Genomic DNA, 21,251 nt, shown 5'->3' with positions numbered 1-21,251 from the left:
CATCGATGCCGCGTCGCCCGGCGCTTGTCGGGTCATTCGGCGGCGATGCCGTACTTGCGCAACCGGTAGGCCAGTGTCGGCCGGCTGATGCCGAGCACACGCGCTGCCAGCGAGAGGTTGCCGTTTGCCTCGGCGATCGCGGCGCGCAGCATCGCCACCTCGGTTTCGGCGAGCCCGGGGCGGGCGCCGGGGCCGGTCGAGGCCGGGGCCAGGGCCGTCTCGACCGGCTCGTCCATCAAGGCGATGTTGCCACTGCGTTTCAGAATGAACGACGACACGTCGATTTCCTCGCCGGTCGTGAACAGGTGGCATAGGTCGAGCGCACCGCCGTCCTCGGCGAGAATCACCGCGCGTTCGATCATGTTCTCCAGTTCGCGCACGTTGCCGGGCCAGTCATAGTTGAACATCGCGTCGACCGCGCGCTCGCGAAAACCGGTGATGTGCTTGTCGTGCTTCTTGGCGAGCCGCTGAAGGAACCAGTTCATCATCAGCGGGATGTCGTCGCGCCGTTCGCGTAGCGGCGGCACCTGGATCGGAAACACGTTGAGGCGGAAAAAGAGATCCTCGCGGAATTGCCCGGCCTTGACGGCTTCCCGCAGGTTGACGTTCGTTGCGGCGATCACGCGCACGTCGATCTTGCGCGTCCGTGTGTCGCCGACGCGCTCCAGCTCGCCCTGCTGAAGCGCGCGCAACAGCTTGCCCTGCGCGGTGAAGCTGAGCGTGCCGATTTCATCGAGAAAGAGCGTGCCACCGTCGGCCCGCTCGAACCGGCCGGGCCGCGACGAGGTCGCGCCGGTATAGCCGCCGCGTTCGACGCCGAACAGTTCGGATTCCATCAGGTGTTCCGGAATCGACGCGCAGTTGACGGCCACGAACGGCTTCTCGGCCCGCTTGCTGAGCCGATGCAGGTTGTTCGCGAACACCTCCTTGCCAACCCCGCTTTCGCCGAGAAACAGCACGGTGGCCTCCGTGGGTGCCACCTTGTTGACCATGTGGCACACGGTGTTGAAGCCGGCCGAGATGCCGACGACGCCGAAACTGTTTTCGGGCGCGCGCGCGATCCGCTCGGCGATCCGGCTGGCGGCCGGCGGCATGGTCTGCGGCTCGAGCGACCATTTGACGAAATCGCCGATCTGCAGGAAGCGCAGATCGTCCTGCGGATCGTCCCATTCCTCGACCGGCTTGCCGACGACGCGGCATTTTGCATGCCCCATCCCGCGGCATTCGATTTCCCGCCACAGGATCGGCCGGCCCATGAACGAGCTGGTATAGCCGCACGCATAGCCGATCAGCATCCAGCAGACGGCGTCGTTGCCGATTCCGTAACTCGCGATGTGCGCCTCCGCCTCCGACGAATCGATCAGATAGAAGTCGCCGAAATAGTGGCCGCGCTCGACATCGATGTCGAGCGCGATCGGTTCGCAGTGGACGATCCCTTCGAGCGAGACGAGCTGCGGGCCGGCCAGGAAGTCGTCGTAGGTGTTGAAGCCGGCTCGCACCTTGCGCGCCATGGCGGCATCGTGCGTGCCGGCCTGGTAGCCGATGCGGGTGATGAGGCCGCGTGCGGTTTCCTTGCCGAGGCTCTCGATCAGCTCCTGGCGCAGCGCGCCGAACGAACTGATGTGCATCAGCATCATGCGCTGGTCGTCGAGCCAGATCCTGCCTTGCTGGGGCGCGAATCGCAGACGCTTTGCGAGGTCGTGGATGGCGGGTACGCGAATCTCCGGATGCCCGGCATCGCGCGGAGAATGTCCCGCGCGATGCCGGGGCGCGGAACCCGGTTTGCCGTCGTGCATTTCGCTCCTTGACATGCTTGCCTCGCTTGCGGCCGGTTCGGCCGGTGCTCCCCTGTGCTGGTGATGCATGTGGCGCACGGGAACATGCATGCCGGCACGCATTGCGACCGAATCGCCCGGGTCAGCTTAGCGGGTGCGTGTCGTCGTGGCGATTGGTGAAACTACGCGCGGGAAATTCGCAGAGGAATGCATGCGGCCCGCCCGGGCGGCCCGCATGCAACGGGGGTCAGACGAATCGATCGAAGTGGAGCTGCGCGAAGGGGACCTTGTGCCGGAGCATCAGCAGGTCTTGCACGGCCTCGATCATGGGCGGCGGGCCCGCGAAGTAGAAGCGGTAGCGGTCGAGCGGTTGCGCGAGCCCGCGCTCGGCCTCGTCGTGGACGAAGCCCGTCGCACCGTGCCATGGCTGCGACGCATCCGGGGCGGACAGCACGACAGAAACCGACAGTCGTTCGTGCGCCAGCGCATCGAGTTCCGCCGCGGCGCCGAGATCCGCCTGCGAGCGCGCGCCGTAGAAGAAGTGGACACGTGGGGATCCCGGTTGCGCCAGCGCGCCGCGTGCGATCGACAGCATCGGTGCGAGCCCCGAGCCGCCGGCGATGCAGACGATGTCGCGGGCGTCGTCGTCGCGCAGGTAGGCGTGCCCGTAAGGCCCGTCGAGCAGCACGCGCTCGCCGATGGCGATACGGTCGAACAGCGCGTTGCTGCCCGCGCCGCCGGGCAGGCGCCGGATGACGAACTGCCAGAGGCCGTCGCCGTTCGGCAGATTCGACATCGAATAGGCGCGCGCGCCTTGTGCCGAAGGCGGATAGAGGAGTGCATACTGGCCGGCGCGGAACGCCGCCTCGCCCGGGGCGCGGAACGTGAATTCGCTCATGTCCGGCGTCACGCTGCGACGCGCGACCAGTTCCGCCTCCCGGCGCGACGGGGTGACGACGGGCAGGTAGCTGTCGTCGCAGCGCACGCGGATCGTGCAGTCGCCGGTCGGGCGCGACTGGCATGCGAGCCGCTTGCCGCGCTTGCGATCGCGTTCGGAGAGGCCCGGTGCGTCCGGCCACAGCGTGTCCATCGCGCCGGACACGAGCTCGAAGCGGCAGGCGCCACAGCCGCCCACGCTGCATTCGTGCGGCAGTCCCACGCCGGCACGCAATGCGCCGCGCAGCAGCGCGTCTTCCGACGCGTCGACGGCGAATGTCGCGCCGCCTTCAATCGTGATCTGATGTTCCATCTTCAGGTTCCGCGTTACGGGGGGCCGGCACGGGCCGGCCCCGGGTTCATCCAGCGGTCACAGGCCGATGCCGCGCCGGAATTCGCCGACCGCCGCGCGCGCACGCGCTGCCGCATCCTGCGCGTCGGGCAGTGCATCGCAATACGCGTCGATGGCGGCATCCGCGAGCGGCGCCCACTTGTCGATCCAGGCAGCGAGCACCGCGCGGTTGCCGTCCTGTTCCAGCGCCATGCGCACGAGCTCGCCTGCCCAGCGGCGATGCCGTTGCGCGTCGGCCAGTTGTGCATCGGTCAGCAGGCCGAGCAGCGTATCGCCGTTGTGGCGGGCGGTCTGGCCGAGCGTGCGCAGCACGGTCTCGTCGATGGCGGGCCGTGCGACCAGGTTCAGTGCGACGAAGCTCTCGGCCCAGTCCCATGCGACGAGCGCTTCCTCGACGAGCCGCCGCCAGCCCTGCCATGCGGGGCTCTGTTCCCAGATGCGACGTTCGTCGCTCGCGAAGCCGAGATCGGGAAAGGCCTGCGACAGCTCCCTGGTCCGATACGCGGTATGCGTGAGCCAGCGCAGGGAGTCGGCCGTCTGGTAGGCGGCGCAGTTGGAGATCGTCGACGCGGGCGCGAGCTGCGTCAGATAGGCGGAGCCCATCTGCAGCGCGTGGAACAGGTAGCGCGCGGGGGTATACAGATGCGCGAGGTGTTCCGCCCAGTCGCGCCCGAGCATCGTGTCATGGCCGCGCGACGAGAACTGGTCGAGCAGACCGAAGACGTATGTCTCCTGGCCGTCCTGCAGCATGTTGTAGGTGCGATAGACCAGCTCGTCGGGATCGCGGAACGCGTTCCAGTCGGCGTGTTGCAGCGGCGACGCGTTGCGGTATCGCTTGAACCACTGCGCCATCCCGAAGTTGGGGTCCAGTTCGAACGGCGCGTCGGGGTTGTCGGTCGTGTAATGGAGGTTGGTCGAGACGATCTCGTATTCGCTCGGCTTGCGCCGCCGCGCGGCCAGATGGCTCCACGTCTTGAGCGGCTTCAGGATTTCGGGTTGCGTCATGCTGGTCTCCGGTCAGAGCGTCTTTTCGTAATAGAAGCGGACGTAGTCGTCCGTCGTCTCGATGCGGCCCGCGAACGAGCTGAGGTTGATTTCCAGTTCCGACATCTTGAATGGCCGGCCGAGCGCGGCCTCCAGGGTCGCGCGGCGCAGGACCAGTTCGCCGTCGGTGTCGATGCGCACGTAGGCGAGCTTGTCGTCGATGCGGATCTCCTTGTCCGGGTTGTCTTCCTGGGCGGCTTCGATGACGCCGGCCGTGATGCTGCTCGCGCGCAGGATGGGGCCGACGCGGTTGTTGCGATAGGCGTCCGCCGTGTTGTCGTGACTCATGGTGTGTCCTACGTCAGGTCAGGAATGGGCGAAGAGCGGTTCGACGCCCTCCACGGCAACGAGGATGTCGTCCCCGTCGAGTTTCACGGCATATTCCGCGAGCCGGCAGTCGCCGGGATTGATGCCCTTGCCCGTATTCGCATCGAAGGTCCATTGATGTGCGCGGCACATCAGCACGCGGCCGTCGAACTTGCCTTCCGCGAGCGGAATGTCCTGGTGCGGACAGATGCCCTGGAACGCGCGCGGCTCGCCCCCTTCGGGGCGGACCAGCACGATCACGTGCCCTTCGACCTCGACTTCGGTCATGTCGCCTTCCCACAGCTCGTCGAGCGTGCATGCTTTGTGAAATGTCATGTCGGCCTCACGCGTCGCAGAAAATAAACTCGAGCGCTTCCATCGGCCGGATGTCCGTCTCGCCGAGCCGCGCGTCGCGCGGGAAGAACGTCTCGCTGCCCTGGCGCCGCACCCTCACGACCTTGTCCGGCCGCGGCGCGACGCGCCGGCCGACCGAGTGATGCGCGGCCGCGGCCGCGACCTCGTCCATGGTGTTGTCGGTATCGACCGCCACGAGTTGCAGCAGGAAGTCGTACTGGAAATTGGAAATCACGGGAAAAAGTGCCATGTCGTCCTCCATTGATCGGCCGTCTTACGCGGCTTTCTGTTGATTGCCGCGATTGCGGTAGGCCTCGACCCACGCGTACCGATGTGCGTCGTCGCCGCTCTCGCCGGGGGCGAGGCTCATGTACTTGAGCGCGCCCATCAGGTCGGGCGGCTGGATATGCCCGGCGAGGAAGCGATCGACGAGCGTCATGTGATCGCGATAGCGCAGCGGATCCTGCTGGAAGACCCAGCGGTCGATTTCGGAGTTGAAGTGATAGGTGCGGCCGTTGTAGTCGAGCGGGTAGTCCTTCACGTTCCAGCCGTTGCCGGGAATCGCGCAGATCGGCAACTGGCTCATGTTGCAGACGATCGGCAGGGTTTCCGGCATCGTCAGGTGCGTCCGGCCCGCGACCAGGTTGTCGATGATGACGTCCCAGGCCTTGCCGAACGTGTCGTTCCAGCCGGGATACTTCTCTTCGAGCCAGTCGCGGCAATCCGGCGTCATGCCGGCGGCGGGGTTCCACCAGATGGTCGGCCGCCAGAACCAGATGCCCATCTGGTACGCGTGATGCTGGTAGTCGAACTCGTTGATCATCTGATCCCAGTACCACGGCAGGTCGAGGCCGAGATCGATCAGCGTGCGTTCGAACTGGCCGACGATCCACTCGCGCATGAACTCCTTGAACGATTGCTTGCGGTGATGCAGCGGCGTCGCGTAGTCCATCGAGGTGCCGGTCAGCAGGCAGAAGAGACGCCATGCGCGGGCGATGGCGACGTCGACGAGCTTCTGCGCCTCTTCCTTGCGGCCGTTCGCGATCAGGATCTGCAGCGCGGGGCCGCCGATCTGCGCATGGCGCGATTCGTCGGTCTGGATGCTCGAGATCAGGCTCGCGAACGTGAAATCGCCGGCTTCGGCGGCGTCCGCGGCGAGGCCCAGGAACTGCATGTTGGTGAAGCCGGTTTCGAACGCGAACGTCAGCATCACGGCGATCTCGAGCGCACTGCGCGACATGAACAGGTCGTCGAACGTGCTGCGCGCGGCGATCGCACCCCACTCGTTCGTGTGGTAGGCCTTGTGGGCCCAGTCGAACTGACGGTCCTTGTGGCAGTAATCGTGCGGGAAATACAGCTGCAGTTGCCCGTGGCGGTTTTCGTCCAGCATGCCGAACGTCGCCATGTTGCGCATGCCGGGGGCGCGGCCGAAGCGGGCCATGCGCGCTTCCGCGCTCATGGCGGCGTATTCGCCGAGCGCGATGGCGCCGTAGTGCGACTTCAGGATCGACAGCCAGCCGGGATCGGCCTCCTCGAACATGCGGCTGCGCTCCAGCGCGGCCTTCACGGAATAGGCGCCGGCATCCTTTTCGCGCTGAATGCGGACGTATTCGGAATAGGAAGTCTTGTACGGCTCGTCGTAGGCTTCCCACGTTTCCATCGGAATGCCTTGCGCGCCAGTCATGATCTCGGGGAAAAGGTCGGACTCCGTAACATATCGGGGGGTCCAGTTCGTCGAGCGGGCAATGTCGTACCACGCCGACCGTTCCAGTAACGCCATGGTCATGTCTCCTTGATTGGGATCGTTCGAACCGGTTGTCTGCGCACGGAGGGTGTCGCGCAAGGGGCCGGTGTGAATGACTGAGCAAGGGCAGTGCCAGGAACGGGCTGCAACCGGAATGTGTGCGCTGCAAAAATCCCGACATTCCTGGTTTGGCGGTATGAAGGGCGCGGCAGGTATTTGGTATGGTGCGACGCACAAGCAACCTGGAATCAGGCCGATTTGATGATTTGGTCAAGCGAGTCCGGCCTGCGCGCGACGAACCCTGCTGATCTTTTGATAAAAATCTCGATATTCGTGCGTCGACAGTCGGCGATGCGCGCTCGCTTCGAGGCCCGACGTGGCTGTTTTCGATACGAAGCTGGCGCGGCGGACGGCACGCAACCGAGCCGGGAAGGGGGCGCGACCGGCAGCCGCTCGCGAAGCAGCGTTGGCGGACGAACCGTTCATTTTCTATGCGGCGGACGGTGACGACGAAGGGCAGCTGGCGATCCTGCGGCGGGTGCTCGGCCGGGCGCCGCGCATCGTGCACAAGGTGAGCAGCACGCTGTTCGTGCTGGCGCTGGCGCTGGCGGGGGCCGGCCTCGGCGTGGCGCTGGTGCCGGCGCCGCTCAGCCGGATCGCGGCGCCGAACATCGCATACCGGAAACTCGCGGGCAACGTGCCGGGCGCCGAACTTGTCGTGCTCTGCCGGATCGGCGGGGAATGGGGAGCGGTACAGCAGTATCTGGCGATGCTGGGCGGGCGCGCCGCGTAAGCGTTGCGGCCCGCGCCGGCATCACGCCGTCATTCCTCGTCCATCAACCGGACCTTGACGCGCTTGCCCTTGATCTTTCCCGCATTGAGCTTGCGCAGCGCGTCGTGCGCGACGCCACGCTCGATCGCGACGTAGGTCGAGAACTCGGTCACGTTGATCTTGCCGATCTGCTTGCCGTCGAACCCCGCGTCGCCGGTCAGCGCGCCGAGCACGTCGCCCGGCCGGATCTTGTCCTTGCGGCCGCCGAGGATCTGCAGCGTTTCCATCGGCGGCAGCAGCGTGTCGTTGCCGGCCGGCTTCAGTTCCGCGAGCGGATACCATTCGACTTCGCGCTTCTGCGCCTGCTCGATCGCGCCGACGCGCCCCATCTCGTCCATGCTGGCGAGGCTCAGCGCCCAGCCTGCCTGGTCCGCGCGGCCGGTGCGGCCGATGCGGTGCACGTGCACTTCGGGGTCGGGCGTCACGTCGACGTTGATCACCGCCTCCAGCTGCGCGATGTCGAGCCCGCGCGCGGCGACGTCGGTCGCGACCAGCACCGAGCAGCTGCGGTTCGCGAACTGGATCAGCACCTGGTCGCGTTCGCGCTGTTCGAGCTCGCCGTGCAGCGCGAGCGCGTGGAAGCCCTGTGCGTGCAGCACGTCGAGCAGGTCGCGGCATTGCTGCTTGGTGTTGCAGAACGCGATCGTGCTCACGGGCCGGTAGTGGTTCAGCAACTGGCCGACCGCGTGCAGCCGCTCGTTCTCGGTCACCTCATAGAAGCGCTGGCGGATCTTGCTGTCGTCGTGGCGCTCGGCGAGCTTCACTTCCTTCGGATTGCGCAGGAACTGCTGGCTCAGCTTCGCGATGCCGTCCGGATAGGTCGCCGAGAACAGCAGCGTCTGGCGCGTCGTCGGGCACATCCGCGCGACCTTCGCGATGTCGTCGAAGAAGCCCATGTCGAGCATCCGGTCGGCTTCGTCGAGCACGAGCGTGTTCAGCGCGTCGAGCTTCAGGTTGCCGCGGTCGAGGTGATCCATGATGCGGCCCGGCGTGCCGACGACGATATGCGCGCCATGCTCGAGGCTCTGCGCCTGCGGCCGCATCGGCGTGCCGCCGCACAGCGTCAGCACCTTCACGTTTTCTTCGGCGCGCGCGAGGCGGCGCACTTCCTGCGCGACCTGGTCGGCGAGCTCGCGCGTCGGGCACAGGATCATCGCCTGCACGTCGAAGCGGCGCGCGTCGAGGCGCGCCAGCAGCGCGAGCGAGAACGCGGCGGTCTTGCCGCTGCCCGTCTTCGCCTGCGCGATGAGGTCCTGGCCGGCCAGCGCGATCGGCAGGCTCGCGGCCTGGATCGGCGTCATGTCGACATAGCCGAGCTGCGCGAGGTTCGCGAGCGAGGCGGGCGTCAGCGGCAGTGCGCTGAACGGCGTGGCGGTCGGCTGGGTCATTCCACGTCTCCGAGGTAGGGGCGGCCTTCCATCTGTTCGTAGACGACGTTGCCTTCGTCATCTTCGAAACGTTCGAGGTAGTTGCGCGCGCCGCACAGCGGGCAGCGGAACAGCAGCCCCTGGCCTTCGTCCTTGATGACGACGTCGGACTGTTCCCACTGCGTGCCGCAGCTCTGGTTTCGGCAGGTAAACAAGGTCTTTCTCCAACTGAATTCGGTTGATGTGGCGCCCGGCGGGCGCGGCAACGGCGTGCGGCGCTCGCGCGGCTCGGGCGCGGGCCGCATCGGGCGTCGCTTAGATTGCGTCGATGCGGATGATGGATCGGGCGGCGACGGGGTCGCGCGTGCCGCAATTCTAGCGGAAGCGAGGAGGCGAATGCGGACGATCGGCTGCGAGAGGCCGGTTGCGGACGACCGGTTGCGGGCGACCGGCTGCGGGCGACCGGCTGCGGACGACCGGCTGCGGGCGACCGGCTGCGGGCGATGCCTGCAAGGACAGCGCGCATTCAGCGCCCGTTGTTTCCGGAAAACAGGCCCCGATCGCCGCCATGACGAAAAACGGCCGCCCCGGAGGGCGGCCGTGTCGTGCGGCGCAACGGTGCTCCGCGGTGCCGCGCGGCACCCGGACGCGTTACAGCGCCATGTCGGCCGACGCCTTTGCGGGGCGCGCCGGGGCGGCGCCCGTCGCCTGCGACGGCGCCGTCAGGTCGATCTTCGGCGGCGGCGAGAGCTGCAGCACGTCGCTCGTGTACGTCCATTCCTCGACGACCTTCGCCGGGCTGTCGTTCAGCTTGGTGCCGTAGCTCGGCACGATCTGGCGAATCTTCTGCTGCCATTCGGGCGTCGCGACCTTGTCCTTGAACACCTTCTGCATCAGGTTCAGCATGATCGGCGCGGCCGTCGATGCGCCCGGCGATGCGCCGAGCAGGCCCGCGATGCTGCCGTCCTGCGAGCTGACGATCTCGGTGCCGAGCTTCAGCACGCCGCCCTTCTTCGGGTCGCGCTTGATGATCTGCACGCGCTGGCCGGCCTGCCACAGGCGCCAGTCTTCCTTCTTCGCGTCCGGGAAATATTCCTTCAGCGCGTTGAAGCGGTCGTCGTCGGACAGCATCAACTGGCCCGCGAGGTACTGGACGAGCGGGAATTCGTCGACGCCCACGCGCATCATCGGCGCGACGTTGTGCAGGTTGGTGCTCTTCGCGAGGTCGAAGTACGAGCCGTTCTTCAGGAACTTGGTCGAGAACGTCGCGAACGGCCCGAACAGGATGATCTTCTTGCCGTCGATGATGCGCGTGTCGAGGTGCGGCACCGACATCGGCGGCGAGCCGACCGACGCCTTGCCGTACGCCTTCGCGAGGTGGCGCTTCACGACCTCGGGGTTGTCGGTCACGAGGAACGAGCCGCCGACCGGGAACGCGCCGTAGTCCTTCGCCTCGGGGATGCCCGACGCCTGCAGCAGGTGCAGCGCACCGCCGCCCGCGCCGATGAACACGAACTTCGCGTCGACGGCCTGCGGCGGTTCATCCGAATGCAGCTTCACCCACGACACGTGCCACGTGCCGTCGGCGTTGCGCGTGATCTCGCGCACTTCGCTCGACAGCGACAGCGTGAAGTTCGGCTGCGTCTTCAGGTAGCCGACGAACTGGCGCGTGATCTCGCCGAAGTTCACGTCGGTGCCGATCGGCGTCCACGTCGCGGCGACCTTCTGCTTGCGGTCGCGGCCTTCCATCATCAGCGGCACCCACTGCTTGATCTGGTCGTAGTCTTCCGAATACTGCATGCCGCGGAACAGCGGGCTCGCCTGCAGCGCGTCGTAGCGCTTCTTCAGGAAGCGGACGTTGTCGTCGCCCCACACGAAGCTCATGTGCGGCGTCGAGTTGATGAACGAGTGCGGATTCTTCAGCACGCCCTGCTTGACCTGCCACGCCCAGAACTGGCGCGAGATCTGGAACGACTCGTTGATCTCGATGGCCTTGGAGATGTCGATCCTGCCGTCCGCCTTCTCCGGCGTGTAGTTCAGCTCCGCAAGCGCCGAGTGGCCGGTGCCCGCGTTGTTCCAGCCGTTCGAGCTTTCCAGCGCGACGCCGTCGAGGCGTTCGACCATCGTCATCGACCAGTCGGGCTGAAGCTCGTGCAGCCACACGCCGAGCGTCGAGCTCATGATGCCGCCGCCTACCAGCAGGACGTCGACCTTCTTCGTATCGGCCGCGTGCGCGGACGACGCGGCGACGCACAGCGCGAGCGCCGACAGTATTACCCGTAACGTTTTGATCACAACAGATCCCTTCTTCAACTTGGATGTATCGGTTTGCCATGCCGCCCGGCCGATGCGGATTCGCGCTCGGCCCGCGCATCCGGATATCCGGACCGCGAATCCGGAACTCCGGACCGGCCGCGTTCGCCGTTGCATTTGCGCACGCGAAGCCGTTGCGAAGGACACCTTCGGATCGGCTTCATGCGCTCACGCAATCGCATGCTTCACGTTCGCGCCACGCGTGCGCAAGCCCGTGCTGCAGGCCTCGCCGGACGGCGCTTCAGGCTGCGTCGAAAGAGGCCGCGCACCATGCGTTCCGCGGGGGCGGGATGGCAAGGGGCGCGTAATATAACCGAACTCGATTCCCGTGTCGCACGCGCGGAATATCCTTGTTTTCGTGGGGTTTCTTGCGTGTCCGGGTTTCCGGAATGACGGTGCGCGGAACCGGAAAAATGGCGGGAACGGACGGGGCGCGACGCGCGCGATATCGATACTGCATCCGGACCGCGGCGTTGCACCGCGATCCGTTTCCGATCACTTCATCACTTGGACGAACCGCTCCGGCAGAACTGGTCGTACCCCAGCGCCGAATTCGCGAAGCCTTGCGCCTTCGCGAGTTCCCACGGACGCTCGCATTGCTGCGTTCGCTCGCACCATGCGTAGCCGGCCGAGCCGATGCAGCCGTGCGCGTCGCGATCGCCGCCGACGACCGGCGGCGCGGCCTGGGCTGTTTGCGCCGTTTGCGAGGCCTGTGTGTCGTGGCCGGCGACATCGGGCGGGAGCGGATAAACCGGCTCATTCGCGCACGCGGCCAATGCAAACGCGCAGGCGATCATGGCGGCAATCGACGCGGAAGAAATGAAATGCTTCATACGGTAGCGCTCCATGGGATGAGGTTCGACGGTGGATGCCCGCGAACGGGCGCTTGAACGATTCGATCACGCATCCGGCACCGGCACGCGCGACGAGAACTTGACCTCGCGCAGCGCGAGGCTCGACTGGATCGACGACACGCCGGCCTGCTTCCTCAGCACGCGTTCGACGAATTCCGCATACGCGTCCAGATCGGCGGCGACGACCTGCAGGATGTAGTCGGCCGCGCCGGTGATCTTGTGGCACGACGTCACTTCGTCGTGACGCCGCATCACGTCCTCGAAGTGGTCCGAATCCTGGTCCGAATGCATGTTGAACGTGACCTGCACGAACGCGAACACGTTCATCCCGAGCGCGCGGCGGTCCAGGTTCGCCTGGTAGCCGGTGATCACGCCTTCGTCCTCGAGCCGCTTGCGCCGCCGCCAGCACGGCGTGACGCTCAGCGACAGCCGTTCGCCGAGCGTCGCGTTGGAGAGCGCGCCGTCTTCCTGCAGCAGGCGGAGCATCGCGCGATCGACGCCGTCCAGTTCCACCGAAGCGCGATTTTTGCTCATTCCAGGGTCTCCGTAGGCGGTTTTCTCAAAATTGTATGAAACGGGGAGGCGAAAAGCAAAGTTATTGCCGGCCGGCGTCAATAGACTGTTGCCATCCCCTTGAAGCATTCAATGCAACGGTCAACCATGCTCACGGTCTACAGCAGCGATCACCATCTGCATCGCGGCGTCGAACTGAAGGACGGCGCGATCACCGATTCGTTCGAGAACCCCCTTCGCGCCGAGACGGTGCTCGCGCAGGTCCGCGCGTCCGGTCTCGGTGACGTGATCGCGCCGCGCGCGTTCGACCGCGCGTGCTATGCCGGCGCGCACAGCGCGCGCTATGTCGACTTCCTCGCCGGCGCATGGGACGAATGGACCGCGACCGGCCGCACCTGCCAGGCGCTGCCGCTCGTATGGCCGGTGCGCGCGATGCCGTCGGCCGCGACGCTGCCCGACTTCATCGACGGCAAGCTCGGCTTCTTCGCGATGGATGCCGGAGCACCGATCAACGCCGGCACGTGGGACGCGGTGAGCGCGAGCGCGAACTCGGCGCTCACCGGCACCGACCTGCTGTCGAACGGCGGTGCGCGCGCGGCGTTCGCGCTGTGCCGCCCGCCCGGCCACCATGCGGGCCGCGAGTACATGGGCGGCTACTGCTACCTGAACAACGCGGCGATCGCCGCGCAGCACGGCATCGCGAGCGGTGCCGCGCGCGTCGCCGTGCTCGACGTCGACTTCCACCACGGCAACGGCACGCAGGACATCTTCTACGCGCGTTCGGACGTGCTGTTCGCGTCGCTGCACGGCGAGCCGGCCGTGTCGTACCCGTACTTCTCCGGCTACGCGGACGAGCGCGGCGCGGGCGCGGGCGAAGGCTTCAACCTGAACCTGCCGCTGTCGAAGGGCACGCAGTGGGACACCTATGCGACGGCGCTCGGCCAGGCCGCCGCCGCGATCGCGCAGCACGCGCCCGACCTGCTCGTCGTGTCGCTCGGCGTCGATACGTTCGAGCACGATCCGATCAGCCATTTCAAGCTGCGCTCGCCCGACTACCTGCGGATCGGCGAAGCGCTCGCGCGCCTGAACCTGCCGACGCTGTTCGTGATGGAAGGCGGCTACATGGTCGAGGAAATCGGTATCAACGCGGTGAACGTGCTGCTCGGCTTCGAAGGGCGCGCGTGACCGCATCGCTTCGCCTGCAATCAACGACGGTCCTGATCACGAACCAAGAGCGACAAGGAAGGAGACGAACATGAATCGACATCGGAAGAAAACGGCATGCGCGACCGTGGCCGCGCTGGCGTGCGCATTGCCTGCGTTGTCCGCGCACGCGGACGACGTCGTGCGCATCGGGCACGTCGCGCCGCTGACCGGTGCGATCGCGCACCTCGGCAAGGACAGCGAGAACGGTGCGCGGCTCGCGGTCGAGGAGATCAACGCGAAGGGGCTCGTGATCGGCGGCAGGAAGGTCACGCTGCAGCTCGACGCGCAGGACGACGCAGGCGACCCGCGCACCGCGACGCAGGTCGCGCAGCGGCTCGTCGACGACAAGGTGGTCGGCGTCGTCGGCCATCACAACTCGGGCACGTCGATCCCGGCGTCGCGCGTCTATCGCGATGGCGGCGTCGTGCAGATCTCGCAGGCCGCGACCAACCCGACGTACACGCAGCAGGGCTTCAAGACGACCTATCGCGTGGTCGCGACCGATGCGCAGCAGGGGCCCGCGCTGGCGATGTATGCGGCGAAGAACATGGGCATCAGGACGGTGGCCGTGGTCGACGATTCGACCGCCTACGGGCAGGGCCTGGCGACCGAGTTCGAGAAGGCGGCGAAGTCGGCCGGGATGAAGGTCATCTCGCGCGACGCGACCAACGACAAGGCGATCGACTTCCGCGCGATCCTCACGAAGATCAAGGGCGAGAACCCCGACGCGATCATGTACGGCGGGATGGATGCGACCGGCGGCCCGCTCGCGAAGCAGGCGCGCCAGCTCGGCATTCGCGCCAGGATCCTCGCCGGCGATGGCGTGTGCTCGACCGACCTGCCGAAGCTCGCGGGCCCGGCATCGGACAACGTCGTGTGCTCGGAAGCCGGCATCGCGCTCGAGAAGATGCCGGGCGGCGCGGCGTTCGTGAAGCGTTACGACGCGCGCTATCACCAGCCGATGCAGGTGTATGCGCCGTTCTCGTACGACGCGGTGTACATCATCGTCGACGCGATGAAGCGCGCGAACTCGACGGATCCGGCGAAGGTGCTCGCCGCCATGCCGGCGACCGATTATCGTGGTGTGATCGGCGAAACGAGCTTCACGCCGCAAGGCGATTTGAAGCATGGCGCGATCTCGGTGTTCACGTACAGGAGCGGCAAGAAGGCGCTGCTCGATATCGTCCGGATGTGACGCGGGCGGGGCGCACGGCGCGGCTTGCGCCGTCGTGCGCCCGGTTGCGTCGCGACGCGCGTCACGATGCCTGCACGCGGCGCGGGTCGGCCCGGCGCTGCTGTTCGGCGTCGTGCACGATGTGCAGCTCGCGCGTGCGGATGGGCAGTACGCAGTCCGCATCGGCAAGCGTCTTGCGTACCTGGCGCGCGAGGCGCCAGCGCAGCGCCCAGAACGTGTCGGTGTGCGTCCATACGCGCATGTTCGCGATCGCCGTGCTGTCGTCGAAACGCATCACCATCACGTCCGGTGCGGGCTCCTGCAGGACGTCGGGGTCGGCCTCGGCCAGCGCACGCAGCGCGTCGAGTGCGCGATCGATGTCGTCGTGCACGGACACTTCCACTTCGAGATCGAGACGGCGCGTCGGATTGCGCGTGTAGTTGCGGATCGCGCTGCCCCACAGCGCGCTGTTCGGCACGTATTCGCAGATGCCGTCCGGCTTCGTCAGCCGCGTCATGAAGAGCCCGACCTCGTCCACCGTCCCGGCGACGCTCGCGCCGCCGTCGATGAAGTCGCCCACCTTGAATGGCCGCAGCAGCAACAGCATGATGCCGGCCGCGATGTTCTGCATCGTGCCCTGCAACGCGAGCCCGATCGCGAGGCCGGCCGCGCCGAGCACCGCGACGACGCTCGCGGTTTCGATGCCGAGCTGCGACAGCGCGCCGACGATCGCGACGATGCGGATGCCCCACACGGCGACGTCGCAGAGGATCGGCCGCAGCGTGTCGTCGACGCGCTCCTTGTTCGCGAGCAGCCGGTTCAGCCAGCGGCCGATGCGTTTCGACAGCCACCAGCCCGCGACGAGCAGCGCGAGGGCGGCGCAGAGCCTGAGCGAGAGTGTGGACAACGCGTTCCACAGGAACGTCCAGCGTTCGGGATGAAGATGATCGAGAAACATGACGGGATTCCGGGTTGAGCGGGCAAGCGCGCGACGGGTGCCGGCGTCCGTCATGGTCGGACGGGCATGCGCTCGCGCGTCGGCAGCCCTCGACTGTACACGCCATGCGGGTTTTCGCGCGAACGCATGGGTGGCGCCACGCGATCTCCGGTTTCGCGGCCAGCGCGTTGCGGCGGTGTGGTTTCCCGCGGAAACGGGCTCGTGGGATGCCCGTGCTACGACCTCGACCTCGACCGTACGCCGCTCGCAGATGCACGGTTCGCGATGCCGGCCGCAGGCGGCGAATGCGGTCGTGCTGCCCGCGCCGTCGGGCAGCGTCGATGCGGTCGCCACGCCGGACGGCGTGGCGAAGTTCGACAGGATCGCGCTGCTTAGCCGAGCGGCCAGTTCAGGATCGCGATGCCGTCGTTGTAGTCGCCGTCCGTGCCGTCTTCCGAGCCGACCAGCCCGAAGTAGGTTTTCTTGAAGATGTCGACCTGGCGCGAGCCGATCTTCGACGGCTTGCCGTTCGCCATCACGACCACGCGCACCTTCCCCTTGCCCGAGTTCACGATCTGCGTGTTCAGGTTCGCGTCCTGCGTGCCGGCGCCCTGGAACGTCGCGGCCGGCTTCGGGTTGTCGTCGACATAGACTTCGATCGTCTGCTGCGCGGCCGAATTGACCAGCGCCGTTACGCCGAACGCGATGTTCGGCGGCAGGTTGAAGATGCCGTCGCGCTCGCCGCCGCCGGTCGTCGTGGGTTCCGGCTGCGCGGGTTGCGGCGTCGCCTTCGAGAAGTAATTGACGACCGCGCCGACGCCGAATTTCGCCGCCGCGCCGGGCAGTACACCGGGCGCGCCGGCCCACGTCACCGTGCACGCGATCACCTGGCCCGCCGCGTCGGCCTTCACCTTGTTCTGCCAGCTGCCGACGTCGAAGCTGTACGGGATGGTCGCGATGTCGACGAACACGTCGTATTGCGGCAATTTTTCCATGAGCTGCGCGGTCATGAACTGACGCATCCGGTCGAGCACCGCCTGGTCGCCGTTCGCCTGTACGGCGGTTGCGTCGTTGCCGGCGAGCTGCAGAAGCGCATACAGGTCGTCGTGGGTAAAGGGTTGTGTCATGTCGTCCTCGTTTTGATGAATTGTCTTGCGTGACGCGGCCGGCGATCGGATTTCGCCGTGTCGCGCGTGGCGCAGCGCGCGGGCAACCGATGGCGGCCCGCACGGATCGCAATGCGCGGTGGGCTCCGTCGTCATTGCGATCCGGAAGGCGGCGCGCCGGACATGCCGCGCCGCGAATCTTCGTCAGCGTTGGTCCGTCAGCCGATCGGCCATTGCAGCACGACGATGCCGTCGTTGTAGTCGCTGTCGTGACCGTCTTCCGACACGACGATTCCGAAGTTGACCGTGAACGGCGAGCCGTCCGATTTCTTGCCGTTGATCGGCGCGAGGCGGGCGTCGGTGGCCGACGGCTTGCCGTTCACCGTCACTTCGAAGCGGAGCTTGCCGTTGCCGGAATTCAGCGTGGCTTCGCGCGGGCCGTCGCGCGTTGTCAGCTTGTGATAGGCGGCGGGTTCCTTGCTGTCACCGATGAACAGCTTGATGTGCTGCTGCTCGGCGGCATTCGCAAAGAAAATCGCGCGGAAGTCGGTGTTCGGCGGAATCGAAAACTCGCCGGCGCGATTCGAGGACGTTTGAGAGTCGGCCATGCTTGCCTCCTGAAGGTCGGTGGATAAGGCGTTTTGTGCGTCGCGCAAACGTTTGCCGTTTCAAACGCGACGCGGCCAGCATGGCGAAAAATAAATAAAAAAATATTCGGCCGGGAATGGAAATTGTCCAGAAAATCGGAGATCGAAACAGTTTGATTTAATGATGATCATTTAATCGGATATGGTTCTGAATATCCGCGAAATGATATCGCTGCGCGTCACGCTTATTTGAACAATGAATGGGTGCGCGGGCCGGAATCGCCGGAGGATCGGGCTTCGGTGCCCGTCGGAGCGGGCTGATTTATTCCTTCGATGTTGCGATGCGCTCGCCTGATACACCTGACAGGCGATTAATTTCGAGATTAGAGGTATCGTGCACGGAGCGCGCGCGCTCGATATTCGGCGGCTTTTATTCAATTGGCCCGCTTGCCGGGCCCTTAAGAGGACAGTGCGATGACGAAACCCGATATTCTGAAAGGCGAGATCAAGGGGCAGGCTCAGGACGCAGACCGTCACAACCTGGCGCGGCCCGCAGTGAATGGCGCGTTGTGGGCGCGCGGCCTGACGACGCAGCGCGTGGCGGACCTGTTCAGAACCCTGCCGGGCCTTCCGGGGCACTGGATGCAACTGCAGAACGAGGTCAACGCAGGGAATCGCTATTTCTACGGCGTCCAGAACGGTCACCAGACAACCGACGAAGGAAAGGAACTGATCCGCTGGATCGCCGACGCGGTGGTCAGCGCCGCGCAGAGGGCGGGATTCGATTTTCCGTTGCAGCAGCTTCGGTTCACGGCCGATACGGGCTGGTTGAAGCTTCAGCGCGTGTCGGGGCGCGTGATGGTGTTGTCGAGGCCGTAAGCGTGGCGGGCGGCTGTCGGTGTATCGACCTGTCGTGGGGCGGGTCAGCCGCGGCAGCGGGAACGCGCTGCCATCGACGATCGATCATGGCCTCGCGCAGGCTGCCGACGGGATCACTGACCGAAGCGCTGCGCCACCGCGTCCTTCAACCGCGCGGCGGTGATCTCACCCATGTGCGATTCGACGAGTTCGCCCTTCGCATCGAAGAACAGCGTCGTGGGCAGCCCGTGCGACCCGTACGCATGCATCGCACGCAACGGCGGATCGAGCAGCACGTTGTCGAAGCGTAGCCCCTGCTGTTCGAGGAACGCGCGCACCGCCTGCGCGTTTTCCCCCTGGTTGAGCATCAGCACCGTGATGCCGGGATGCTCGCGCTGCGCTTGTTCGAGGATCGGCATCTCGCGCCTGCAAGGCGCGCACCACGTTGCCCACAGGTTCACGACGACCGGCTTGCCGGCAAAGCGTTGCGGCAGCACGGGCGTCGAATCGAGCGCTTCGAGCTGCATCGCGGCGAACGGCGGCGCGGTGCGCTGCAGCGTCGCGAGCGTGCCTTGAGCGATACCCCATGCGGCGAGACCCGCGACGATGCCGGCTGCCACCGGGCGGCGCAGGGCGGGCAGGCGACGGAGCCGCCACACGGCGAACACGAGCGCGGCGGCGACGCCGATGCGCCAGTCGAAGCCGCCGTCGCCGAGCGCGATGATGGACCGTGGCGTCGCTGCGTATTCGCGCCACCATTGCACGACGTAGCCGATGCGTGCGGCGACCAGCCCGATCAGCAGCACGTCGAGGATCAGGCTCGACGCGGTCTTGTGCTGGCCGTCGGGCGGGCGGCGCTGGATGAAGCGGGCGACGAGCCACGCCAGCAGCGCGGCGGCGGCTACCGCGACGACGCGGATCGAGAAGGGACCGATGCTCAACATGGGAAGAAAAGGGGTGGGGGGATCGTGGATCGACCGGTGAAGGCGACACCGTTGCCGGTCATGTGGCGTTTCGACCCTGTGCGACGCACGCGGGTTCCCGTTAGCGCTCGCGACATGCGCCGCCCTGCGCCCGCGAATTGCATGCCGAGTACCAGCAATCAGGATGACGTTGCTTTCGTCGAAGCGTCTCGAAGCATCAGGTCGACTGACGATCGCGCGGCACCGGCAATTACTGCCTGTTTCCGCCGGAGCCAGGCGACGCGCCGCCGAGCCGGTACGCGGTGAAGAACTCGTACCACGGCGACCCCTGACCGACCGGCACGCCGAGTGTCGACGTCCGCTGCTTCAACGCCGCGAACACGTCGTTGATACGCGCGGCCTGCGCGGCATCGCTGAACGGACGCGGCTTCGCCCTGCCGGCCGCGAACGCGCCGTAGGCGATCGCGAGCAGGCGCGCGCTGTCGTCGATCGAGAAGATCGACCCGCTGATCGCTTCGACGAAGCGCGGCCGGTCCGCTTCGCGCGATGCGGCGATGCACTGGAACACGATCGCCGACACTTCGTGCAGGTCGTTCGCGCGCAGCAATGCTGGCAGGCGTGCGGCGATCCGGTCGGCCGGTTCCTCATGCAGCGCGGCGCCGAAGTCGAGCACGGCGGCCATCGGGTTGCCGTCCTGCTTCACGCGATCGAGCGCCGATGCGGACGCGGCGGCCGCTGCCTTTGCGACGGCGCCGGGCGCGCCGCGCAGCACGTCCGCCACCTGCTCCAGCCACTCCGGAAAGATCATCCGCACGTTGCCGAATTGCTCGCCGCCTTGCGCGGCCGGATTCCACCGGTAGACGATCGTGCCGCCGTGAATGAACGGCGAATACAGATGCTCGGGCGTTTGCGGCAGCGGCCGTCGGTTGATCGGCAGCCATGTGAGCGTCAGCCAGTCGTAGCGGCCGGTGGCGGGCACCGACGGGCTCGAACTCGCGACGACCTGCCAGGTGCCGCGGTTCGCATAACGCCGGCGCGCGTCGGGCACCGCGACGGTTTGCTGTTTCGCGGTATCGAAGTAGGTCGTGCCGGTCACGTTGTCGCCGCTGTCCGGGGACGGCGTGAGGGTGGCGATGACCCACGATGCACCGTCGGCCGAACGATAGTCCGACGGTTGCAGCGTGGCGACGTCGTGCACCATGCGCGTTTCGGCGGCGACGGGGCTCGGCGGAAGATGGGCGGGACCGGCGACGATACTCGGCATGGACATTCCTCGGAATCGGGTGCGTATCGGCGCACGCGAACCGAACGAGAAAGTGGGCGGCGCCGCGTGTCGTCTCTCGTAACTGTAGAACGCCGCCGCCGGAAACGGAAACCGGCCGCGGCGGCGGCCACGCTCTGGAAATCGGCTGCGGCGCGCGACGGGTTGTCGAAGCATTTCGCGGGCTGATCGCTGCCGCCGCCTGACCGCGTCGACCCGGACACGCTGAAGCAGTGGTCGCGCGTGCCGCTGTTCCTGTGGATCAAGGCGCGGCCGCTGGCGTGAAGCCGCCGCCGCGTGCGGCATGATCAACGTGGCAAGACCTTCCGGTAGATCACGAATCCGGTTTTTTCCGCGACGGTGTCGTAGAGCCGCATCGCGGTGTGATTCGTCTCGTGCGTTTGCCAGTACACGCGTTCGGCGCGTTGCGCCTGCGCGGCGTCGTACACGGCTTCGATCAACGCGCGGCCCACACCCTTGCCGCGTTCGCTCTCGAGCGTGAAAAGATCCTGCAGATAGCAGGTTGGCCCGATCAGCGTCGTGCTCCGGTGATACAGGAAATGCACGAGCCCGACGAGCCGGCCGTCGCGTTCCGCGACACGCGCATGCACGGGCTCGTAGCCGTCGAAGAAGCGCGACCACGTGAGCTGTGTGATCTCGCGTGGCAGCGCGGTGTCGCCGAAGCGGCCGTAGAAGCGGTTGTAGCCGTCCCACAGCGGCAGCCAGTTGTCGAGATCGTCTTCCCGCACGGGGCGGACGATCATGCCGGTGTTGGTAGCGTTCATGGTCGCGAACCTTTCGAGGATGGA

Annotated in this window: 22 protein-coding genes and 1 pseudogene; 5 read left to right on the top strand and 18 right to left on the bottom strand. The window is 66.4% G+C overall.

Features of this window, described 5'->3' with window-relative positions; translation table 11 throughout:
- Positions 1 to 32: 32 nt before the first annotated feature.
- From BTE28158_RS21615 to BTE28158_RS21585, 7 genes are all read right to left on the bottom strand, one after another.
- Entirely contained in the window at positions 33 to 1,811 is a 1,779-nt protein-coding gene (locus tag BTE28158_RS21615; protein WP_239007158.1) for a sigma-54-dependent Fis family transcriptional regulator, read from the bottom strand.
- Positions 1,812 to 2,022: 211 nt separating this feature from the next.
- On the bottom strand, positions 2,023 to 3,024 hold the full coding sequence (locus tag BTE28158_RS21610; RefSeq protein ID WP_059604960.1) for a 2Fe-2S iron-sulfur cluster-binding protein: 1,002 nt from the start codon (positions 3,022 to 3,024) through the stop codon (positions 2,023 to 2,025).
- Positions 3,025 to 3,081: 57 nt separating this feature from the next.
- Complete coding sequence (locus tag BTE28158_RS21605; protein ID WP_151047145.1) at positions 3,082 to 4,068, bottom strand: aromatic/alkene monooxygenase hydroxylase subunit beta; 987 nt, start codon at positions 4,066 to 4,068, stop codon at positions 3,082 to 3,084.
- 12 nt (positions 4,069 to 4,080) lie between these two features.
- Positions 4,081 to 4,395: an MmoB/DmpM family protein gene (locus BTE28158_RS21600; protein WP_059604967.1), complete on the bottom strand. Its 315-nt coding sequence runs from the start codon at positions 4,393 to 4,395 to the stop codon at positions 4,081 to 4,083.
- An 18-nt stretch (positions 4,396 to 4,413) separates the two neighbouring features.
- Positions 4,414 to 4,749 (bottom strand): monooxygenase system ferredoxin subunit, encoded by a 336-nt coding sequence (locus BTE28158_RS21595; protein WP_059604970.1) that lies wholly within the window; start codon positions 4,747 to 4,749, stop codon positions 4,414 to 4,416.
- Positions 4,750 to 4,756: 7 nt separating this feature from the next.
- Positions 4,757 to 5,017 carry a toluene-4-monooxygenase system B family protein gene (locus tag BTE28158_RS21590; protein WP_059605196.1) on the bottom strand — a complete coding sequence of 87 codons (261 nt, stop codon included), beginning with the start codon at positions 5,015 to 5,017 and terminating at the stop codon, positions 4,757 to 4,759.
- Between the two features lie 24 nt (positions 5,018 to 5,041).
- Positions 5,042 to 6,547, bottom strand: a complete 1,506-nt coding sequence (locus BTE28158_RS21585; protein WP_059604973.1) for a ferritin family protein — start codon at positions 6,545 to 6,547, stop codon at positions 5,042 to 5,044.
- A gap of 340 nt (positions 6,548 to 6,887) precedes the next feature.
- On the opposite strand from BTE28158_RS21585, the gene BTE28158_RS21580 reads away from it, so the two are divergent.
- Entirely contained in the window at positions 6,888 to 7,304 is a 417-nt protein-coding gene (locus tag BTE28158_RS21580) for a LysR substrate-binding domain-containing protein (RefSeq protein WP_244108014.1), read from the top strand.
- Positions 7,305 to 7,333: 29 nt separating this feature from the next.
- On the opposite strand, the gene dbpA is transcribed toward BTE28158_RS21580, so the two are convergent.
- The 5 genes from dbpA to BTE28158_RS21555 form a co-directional block, all read right to left on the bottom strand.
- Positions 7,334 to 8,731, bottom strand: coding sequence for an ATP-dependent RNA helicase DbpA (dbpA, locus tag BTE28158_RS21575; protein WP_151047143.1), 1,398 nt, complete (start codon positions 8,729 to 8,731; stop codon positions 7,334 to 7,336).
- A complete protein-coding gene (locus BTE28158_RS21570; RefSeq protein WP_059604979.1) occupies positions 8,728 to 8,925 on the bottom strand; it encodes a hypothetical protein in 198 nt (65 codons plus the stop codon). Before BTE28158_RS21570 ends, dbpA begins: the two co-directional genes overlap by 4 nt.
- A 436-nt stretch (positions 8,926 to 9,361) precedes the next feature.
- Positions 9,362 to 11,023 carry a malate dehydrogenase (quinone) gene (gene mqo, locus BTE28158_RS21565; protein WP_174920075.1) on the bottom strand — a complete coding sequence of 554 codons (1,662 nt, stop codon included), beginning with the start codon at positions 11,021 to 11,023 and terminating at the stop codon, positions 9,362 to 9,364.
- 503 nt (positions 11,024 to 11,526) lie between these two features.
- Positions 11,527 to 11,856, bottom strand: a complete 330-nt coding sequence (locus BTE28158_RS21560) for a hypothetical protein (RefSeq protein ID WP_124627703.1) — start codon at positions 11,854 to 11,856, stop codon at positions 11,527 to 11,529.
- A 66-nt stretch (positions 11,857 to 11,922) separates the two neighbouring features.
- Positions 11,923 to 12,411 (bottom strand): Lrp/AsnC family transcriptional regulator, encoded by a 489-nt coding sequence (locus BTE28158_RS21555; protein WP_124627701.1) that lies wholly within the window; start codon positions 12,409 to 12,411, stop codon positions 11,923 to 11,925.
- A gap of 126 nt (positions 12,412 to 12,537) precedes the next feature.
- Here BTE28158_RS21555 and BTE28158_RS21550 point away from each other — a divergent pair, with 126 nt between their 5' ends.
- Both BTE28158_RS21550 and BTE28158_RS21545 read left to right on the top strand, forming a co-directional pair.
- On the top strand, positions 12,538 to 13,575 hold the full coding sequence (locus BTE28158_RS21550; RefSeq protein ID WP_151047217.1) for a histone deacetylase family protein: 1,038 nt from the start codon (positions 12,538 to 12,540) through the stop codon (positions 13,573 to 13,575).
- 70 nt (positions 13,576 to 13,645) lie between these two features.
- On the top strand, positions 13,646 to 14,791 hold the full coding sequence (locus tag BTE28158_RS21545) for a branched-chain amino acid ABC transporter substrate-binding protein (protein ID WP_151047139.1): 1,146 nt from the start codon (positions 13,646 to 13,648) through the stop codon (positions 14,789 to 14,791).
- A 61-nt stretch (positions 14,792 to 14,852) separates the two neighbouring features.
- On the opposite strand, the gene BTE28158_RS21540 is transcribed toward BTE28158_RS21545, so the two are convergent.
- From BTE28158_RS21540 to BTE28158_RS21530, 3 genes are all read right to left on the bottom strand, one after another.
- Entirely contained in the window at positions 14,853 to 15,728 is an 876-nt protein-coding gene (locus BTE28158_RS21540; RefSeq protein ID WP_151047137.1) for a mechanosensitive ion channel family protein, read from the bottom strand.
- A 371-nt stretch (positions 15,729 to 16,099) separates the two neighbouring features.
- Positions 16,100 to 16,834, bottom strand: coding sequence for a fucose-binding lectin II (locus tag BTE28158_RS21535; RefSeq protein WP_151047135.1), 735 nt, complete (start codon positions 16,832 to 16,834; stop codon positions 16,100 to 16,102).
- Positions 16,835 to 17,031: 197 nt separating this feature from the next.
- Positions 17,032 to 17,421, bottom strand: coding sequence for a fucose-binding lectin II (locus tag BTE28158_RS21530; RefSeq protein ID WP_059604998.1), 390 nt, complete (start codon positions 17,419 to 17,421; stop codon positions 17,032 to 17,034).
- 453 nt (positions 17,422 to 17,874) lie between these two features.
- On the opposite strand from BTE28158_RS21530, the gene BTE28158_RS21525 reads away from it, so the two are divergent.
- Positions 17,875 to 18,279 carry a hypothetical protein gene (locus BTE28158_RS21525; protein WP_059605000.1) on the top strand — a complete coding sequence of 135 codons (405 nt, stop codon included), beginning with the start codon at positions 17,875 to 17,877 and terminating at the stop codon, positions 18,277 to 18,279.
- A gap of 113 nt (positions 18,280 to 18,392) precedes the next feature.
- On the opposite strand, the gene BTE28158_RS21520 is transcribed toward BTE28158_RS21525, so the two are convergent.
- The gene (locus BTE28158_RS21520; RefSeq protein WP_059605003.1) at positions 18,393 to 19,202 is read right to left on the bottom strand and encodes a TlpA disulfide reductase family protein; all 810 of its coding nucleotides are present in this window, start codon (positions 19,200 to 19,202) and stop codon (positions 18,393 to 18,395) included.
- Between the two features lie 229 nt (positions 19,203 to 19,431).
- Positions 19,432 to 20,445 carry a hypothetical protein gene (locus tag BTE28158_RS21515; RefSeq protein WP_151047133.1) on the bottom strand — a complete coding sequence of 338 codons (1,014 nt, stop codon included), beginning with the start codon at positions 20,443 to 20,445 and terminating at the stop codon, positions 19,432 to 19,434.
- A gap of 153 nt (positions 20,446 to 20,598) precedes the next feature.
- Here BTE28158_RS21515 and BTE28158_RS32555 point away from each other — a divergent pair.
- Positions 20,599 to 20,727 (top strand): annotated as a pseudogene (locus tag BTE28158_RS32555) (class I SAM-dependent methyltransferase); the annotation flags it as partial.
- 23 nt (positions 20,728 to 20,750) lie between these two features.
- On the opposite strand, the gene BTE28158_RS21510 reads toward BTE28158_RS32555, so the two are convergent.
- The gene (locus BTE28158_RS21510) at positions 20,751 to 21,227 is read right to left on the bottom strand and encodes a GNAT family N-acetyltransferase (protein ID WP_151047131.1); all 477 of its coding nucleotides are present in this window, start codon (positions 21,225 to 21,227) and stop codon (positions 20,751 to 20,753) included.
- Positions 21,228 to 21,251 lie beyond the last annotated feature (24 nt).

Source organism: Burkholderia diffusa (assembly GCF_902499115.1).
Taxonomy (GTDB): Bacteria; Pseudomonadota; Gammaproteobacteria; order Burkholderiales; family Burkholderiaceae; genus Burkholderia; species Burkholderia diffusa.
This window is presented reverse-complemented; position numbering and strand designations above follow the sequence as displayed.